Below are 5589 nucleotides of genomic sequence, written 5' to 3' on the forward strand. Positions count from 1 at the left end.
ACCGAGCCCACCTGCTGAGGGTGCCGTTTGAAAATCTGGACATTCATCGGGGTCGCGCCATTTGCCTGGAGCGGGATTTCTTGTTCCAAAAAATCGTCCGAGAGCGGCGGGGCGGCTTTTGCTTTGAGCTGAACAGCCTGCTGGCCGCTGCCTTGCAGGGAATGGGGTTTTCGGTACACCTGCTCTCAGGACAGGTGAGCCGCGCCGTTCGCGCTACTCCGACGGAGTCCGATGTCCGCTTTGGACCTGAGTGCGACCACTTGGCTGTGCAGGTGAACATCGGCGATGAAGCCTGGCTGGCAGATGTGGGGTATGGGGAGGCCTTTCGCGAGCCGTTGCGGCTGGGGGATCCCGGGATTCAAGCCCAGGCTGAAGGACGCTACCGCCTCACCCCTTGGCCAGGGGATCCCACTGCTTGCCGTTATTGGCTCATTCAGCAGGAACAGCCGGATCGCACCTGGAAAACTCTATTTCTTCTGGATCGGATCCCACGCTCCCTGCAGGAGTTCGAGCCCATGTGCCACTTTCACCAAACTTCGCCAGAATCGATGTTTACCCGGCTGCGCCTTTGCACCCTGGCCACTCCGACCGGACGGGTCACCCTCACCGCCCGCGCCAATGGCTCTTTCAAGTGGATCGAGACCACCCCAGAAGGCCGCTGGGAACGCCCTCTCAAGGACGAGAAAGAGTATGAACAACTGCTCGCTTGCGCCTTCGGGATCCACCTTTCTCCATCTCCTTCTGCCGCCGAGGAACGCAGGGAAAACAAGCCAAATGGCAATTTAACAGAGCCCACCCCAATCTCCCCCGAGCCAGGTTAGAACCCCTGCCAGTTAATGTCAAAATAGTAAGGCAATGTTTCGTTATCTCAGTAACCGTTATGGATGCTGCCGCGGTCGCTGCGTTTGATGGCCAAGCTTTGGATCACGTACTCATTTTCGACACCACCCTGCGAGACGGGGAGCAGTGCCCCGGCGCCACCCTCAACACCGAAGAAAAGCTGGCCATTGCCCGGCAGTTGGCCCGGCTGGGCGTCGATATCATCGAAGCGGGATTTGCCTATGCCAGCCCTGGTGACTTTGAGGCCGTGCAGAAGGTGGCCGAGCAGGTGGGAACCCCCGATGGCCCTGTGATTTGCAGCCTGGCCCGTGCCCTCAAGCCGGACATTGAGGCCGCCGCCGCCGCCCTGAAGCCTGCTGCCAAGCCCCGCATCCACACCTTCATCTCCACCTCAGACATTCACTTGAAGTATCAGTTGCGCAAAACCCGCGCCGAAGTGCTGCAAATTGCCGAGGAGATGGTGGCCTACGCCAAGTCCTTCGTGGACGATGTGGAGTTCTCCATGATGGACGCCACCCGCTCTGACCCAGAGTTCCTATACCAGGTGATTGAGGCGGCCATTCGGGCGGGGGCTACAACCATCAACATCCCCGATACCGTCGGCTACGTCATGCCGGAGGAGTTCGGCCAACTGATCAAGGGCATCCGCGAGAACGTGCCCAACATCAAGCAAGCGATCCTTTCCGTGCATGGCCACGACGATCTGGGGGTTTCGGTGGCCAACTTCTTGGAAGCGATCAAGCAGGGCGCCCGTCAGGTGGAAGTGACGGTCAACGGCATTGGTGAGCGGGCCGGCAACACAGCCCTGGAAGAGTTGGTGATGGCCCTGCATGTGCGGCGCAGCTACTTCAACCCCTACTTCGGCCTGCCGGTGGACTCCGAGAAGCCCCTCACCCACATCAAAACTCAGGAGATCTATCGCACCTCGCGCCTCGTCTCCAACCTCACCGGCATGTTGGTGCAGCCCAACAAGGCTATCGTCGGCTCCAACGCCTTTGCCCACGAATCCGGCATCCACCAGGACGGCATGTTGAAGAACCGCCAGACCTATGAGATCATGGATGCCCAGACCATCGGCCTGCAATCGAGCACCTTGGTGTTGGGCAAGCACTCGGGCCGCAACGCCTTTCGCACCCGCCTCAAAGAACTGGGGTTCGAGCTGTCGGAGCAGGATCTGAACAAGGCCTTCTTGCGCTTCAAAGAGCTGGCTGACAAGAAAAAAGAAATCTCCGACCTGGATCTGGAAGCGATTGTTAACGACGAAACTCGCCCGGTGCCCGAACTCTACCGCCTGGAGCATGTCCAAGTGGTGTGTGGCAATCGAGAGGCTCCCACTGCCACGGTGCGGCTGGTAACCCCGGAAGGGGAAGAGCGGGTGGACGCTGCCGTGGGCACAGGCCCGGTGGATGCGGTGTACAAGGCCATCAACCGCATTGTCAATATCCCCAACAAGTTAATCGAGTTTTCTGTCCAATCGGTTACTGCCGGCATCGACGCCATTGGGGAAGTCACCATCCGCCTGCGCCACGAAGACCGCATCTTTTCCGGCCATGCCGCCAACACCGACATCATCGTCGCTTCGGCCCAAGCCTACATGAATGCCCTCAACAAGCTCTACTCTGCGCTGCACGCGGCACGCTCGACGGCTGACCAGCGCGAGGCTGCTGCCCAGAAGATCTGAGGGAAGGGTTAGGGAATCCCAGTCGTTTCCAACAAAGCTGGGATCCTTCGCTGCTGACCCTCACCCCCAGCCCCTCTCCTCTTGGGGAAGAAGGGAGCCCACGCTCAACCTAACCCTGTTGCAAATGACCCTATGGGCTGGCCGAAGGGATCCCATCCGCAAACACCCGCCCGATCACTTCCTCGATGGGCGGGTCGGTTACCGTTAGATCCAGCACATCCAGCTCTGCCAAGAGCTTGGCCACCGTTTGGGTGAGCTGCTCCCGCTGCACCCACAGCCGCGCCTCACAGCTGCCCGGATCCCCGTCCGTACGCACCTCTCCATAGAGCTGCAGTTGGGCAACAGGGCAAGGGCGAGCCAATTTCAACCTCACCTCTCGGTAGGGGGCAAAGCGCTCCAGCAATGCCTCGAGGTCGCCATCGTACATGAGCTGCCCCGCGTTGATGACCAGCACCCGTTGGCACAGCGCAGTAATATCGGCCATGTAATGGCTGGTCAACAGCACCGTTGCTCCATAGCGGCGGTTGTAATCCCGCAGAAATTGCCGCACGCCGGCCTGGGCGTTGACATCCAACCCCAAGGTGGGCTCGTCCAAAAACAAGATCTGCGGGCGGTGCAACAGAGCCGCCAACAGCTCCGCCTTCATCCGCTCCCCCAGCGAGAGCTTGCGCACCGGTTGCTTCAGCTTGCTTTCTAGGTCGAGCAGCTCTGCCAGCTCCCCCACCCGCTCCCGAAACTCCTTCTCAGGGATCTCGTAAACGGCAGCGTTGATGCGCAAAGAGTCCATTGCCGGCAGATCCCAAATGAGCTGCTGCTTCTGCCCCATCACCAGGGTGATCTGCCGCAAAAACGCCGGCTCCCGGCGGTAAGGCACATGACCCACCACTTGCACCGTGCCGCTGGACGGATAGATCAAACCAGTCAACATCTTGAGGGTAGTGGTCTTGCCCGCCCCGTTGGGCCCCAAAAATCCCACCATCTCCCCCGGCTGAACTTGAAAGCTCACGGACTGCACTGCCGGGATGTGGCGATAGGTGCGGCGAAAAAAGTGGCGCAGGGTGCCAACCACTCCGGGATCCTTGACGGCCACCGGGTAAACCTTGCTCAGGTTGTGGGCAGCGATGATTGGCTCCAACCGGGTCGGCACATCAGGCAACATCTACCCCCACCCCTACAAAACGGCCAGATCCGCTACCCCAACCCCAAGAACAGAGCTTCCAGAGCTGGGCATACCGGATCTGCAGAGGGCTATTTCTCAGTATCCGAGGGAAAGCAACGAACGAATAGGGGAACTACAGCAGTCCTACGTCCATCCCAGGCTTACCCGTGGCCAGCTCCACCTTCAGGATGCGGCCACCCGATTTCTGGATGCGCTGCTGTTCCCGAAACCAGTTCTCATAGGGCACCAGCTTGGTGAAGTAGGTATTTTGCAGCTCCCGCTGGGTGCGAATTCGGGTTTGGCTGGGCACACAGGCCGTGATCTTGAACATGCGCATGATATGGGATCCCCGCTCAACAACAAAATGGGCTATCTTGACCAGCAAAACAGGCGACTCACCCCAGAAAGCTCGCGTACTTCAGTTAGCACACCAGATCCCTGTGGCAAATCGCCCGCCGTGCTCGTTGAAGAATGCACCTCCCCTGAGGCAATGACGCCGGGAGTTAGCTCAGGCCAGAGCAGATGTAATCGAAGTACACCCCCATTTCCTTGCCGGCCTCAGCACCCACCAGAGCGGCAGTTACCTCTTTCATGGCTTGGATGGCCTGGATGGTTGCCCCAATGGGCACTCCCAGGGAATTGTAGGTCTCCTTGAGCCCGTTCAGCACCCGCTCGTCCAGAATGGAGGGATCCCCGGCCAGCATGGCGTAGGTGGCGTAGCGCAGGTAGTAGTCCATGTCGCGGATGCAAGCGGCATAGCGACGGGTGGTGTACATGTTGCCGCCAGGACGGGTGAGATCAGAGTACAGCAACGCCTTGGCAGCAGCATCCTTGACGATGGTGGAGGCATTGGCCGCGATGGTGGCAGCCGCCCGCACCCGCAGCTCGCCTGTGGCGAAGAAGGCTTTCAACTTCTCCATGGCCGAGCTGTCCAGATACTTGCCCTGAACATCGTAGCTGTTGATTACAGCAGTAATTGCGTCTTGCATGATGAGCTTCCTAAATCCAAATCGACGAACAGCAAAGGGTTGTGCGGCAAAAACAATGAGGGATTAGCTCATTGCCCCCACCACAAAGTCGAAGTAGTAGCCGGCTTCAGCCGCATCGTCAGGAGAGAGCAGACCCATGGCCACCTGCTTCATTTGACGAATGCTCTCGGCCACCGCCGGAATGGGTGTGCCCAAAGAGTTGTACATCTCGCGAACACCCACCAGGCCGATCTCTTCGATTGGGGTGACATCGCCGGCAATGACACCATAGGTGATCAGGCGCAGGTAGTAGTCCATATCCCGCAGGCAAGTCGCCGTCATCTCTTCCCCGTAGGCATTGCCCCCCGGAGAGACAATGTCAGGGCGCTTCTGGAAGAGCTGGTCGGCAGCTTGTTTGACGATGCGCTCACGAGACTCGGTTAAGACTTGAGCAATGCGCAACCGCTTCTCACCCGAGGCAACAAAGGACTTGATCCGATCCAGTTCCCCCGGGCTGAGGTAGCGGGCCTCCGCGTCCGCGTTCACAATCGATTTCGTAACAACACTCATGGATATCCATCCTCAAGTCGATTTTTTAAAGAGTATGACGAGCATACCCGCAAGCTATTTTCCGATATGCTTGCCGTCTGCCATCTCAGATCTTCACACTTCTTAAAATTTCTCCCAGAAAAGGGACAGTCCCATTCCCGCCCCGACAGGGCAGTTCCCTCCCCAAAGTCCGGCAAGAGAGGGGCTACAATCTCACCAAATTTTCGGGCTGGAGGCCCGCACCATAGCCGCAGGCTTGGTGTCGGGAGGAAAGCCCGCCTCCATATATCCATATAGGTTTGCCGGCCAAAGTCTGGATAAACTACAATAAGCCCATGAGCCAGACTATATCGGTGCGTTGCAAGCTGATAGTCCCACAAGAGTTGCGTCAA

The 5589-nt window shown here is 58.7% G+C and carries 6 protein-coding genes; 2 read left to right on the forward strand and 4 right to left on the reverse strand.

Annotated elements, in window-relative coordinates; all coding sequences use genetic code 11:
* Positions 1 to 821, forward strand: an 821-nt coding sequence (locus NW837_RS10520) for an arylamine N-acetyltransferase family protein (RefSeq protein ID WP_414331338.1), incomplete at its 5' end; no start/stop codon positions are given.
* Positions 822 to 880: 59 nt separating this feature from the next.
* Complete coding sequence (locus NW837_RS10525; RefSeq protein WP_414331339.1) at positions 881 to 2521, forward strand: 2-isopropylmalate synthase; 1641 nt, start codon at positions 881 to 883, stop codon at positions 2519 to 2521.
* Between the two features lie 130 nt (positions 2522 to 2651).
* On the opposite strand, the gene NW837_RS10530 is transcribed toward NW837_RS10525, so the two are convergent.
* From NW837_RS10530 to NW837_RS10545, 4 genes are all read right to left on the reverse strand, one after another.
* Positions 2652 to 3680, reverse strand: coding sequence for an ABC transporter ATP-binding protein (locus NW837_RS10530; RefSeq protein WP_414331341.1), 1029 nt, complete (start codon positions 3678 to 3680; stop codon positions 2652 to 2654).
* Positions 3681 to 3813: 133 nt separating this feature from the next.
* Positions 3814 to 4017 carry a phycobilisome linker polypeptide gene (locus NW837_RS10535; protein ID WP_011433055.1) on the reverse strand — a complete coding sequence of 68 codons (204 nt, stop codon included), beginning with the start codon at positions 4015 to 4017 and terminating at the stop codon, positions 3814 to 3816.
* A 166-nt stretch (positions 4018 to 4183) separates the two neighbouring features.
* The gene (gene apcB / locus NW837_RS10540) at positions 4184 to 4669 is read right to left on the reverse strand and encodes an allophycocyanin subunit beta (protein ID WP_011433054.1); all 486 of its coding nucleotides are present in this window, start codon (positions 4667 to 4669) and stop codon (positions 4184 to 4186) included.
* 63 nt (positions 4670 to 4732) lie between these two features.
* Positions 4733 to 5218 (reverse strand): allophycocyanin, encoded by a 486-nt coding sequence (locus tag NW837_RS10545; RefSeq protein WP_414331342.1) that lies wholly within the window; start codon positions 5216 to 5218, stop codon positions 4733 to 4735.
* Between the last annotated feature and the right edge of the window lie 371 nt (positions 5219 to 5589).

It is taken from the genome of Synechococcus sp. R6-10 (assembly GCF_047461815.1).
Classification (GTDB): Bacteria; Cyanobacteriota; Cyanobacteriia; order Thermostichales; family Thermostichaceae; genus Thermostichus.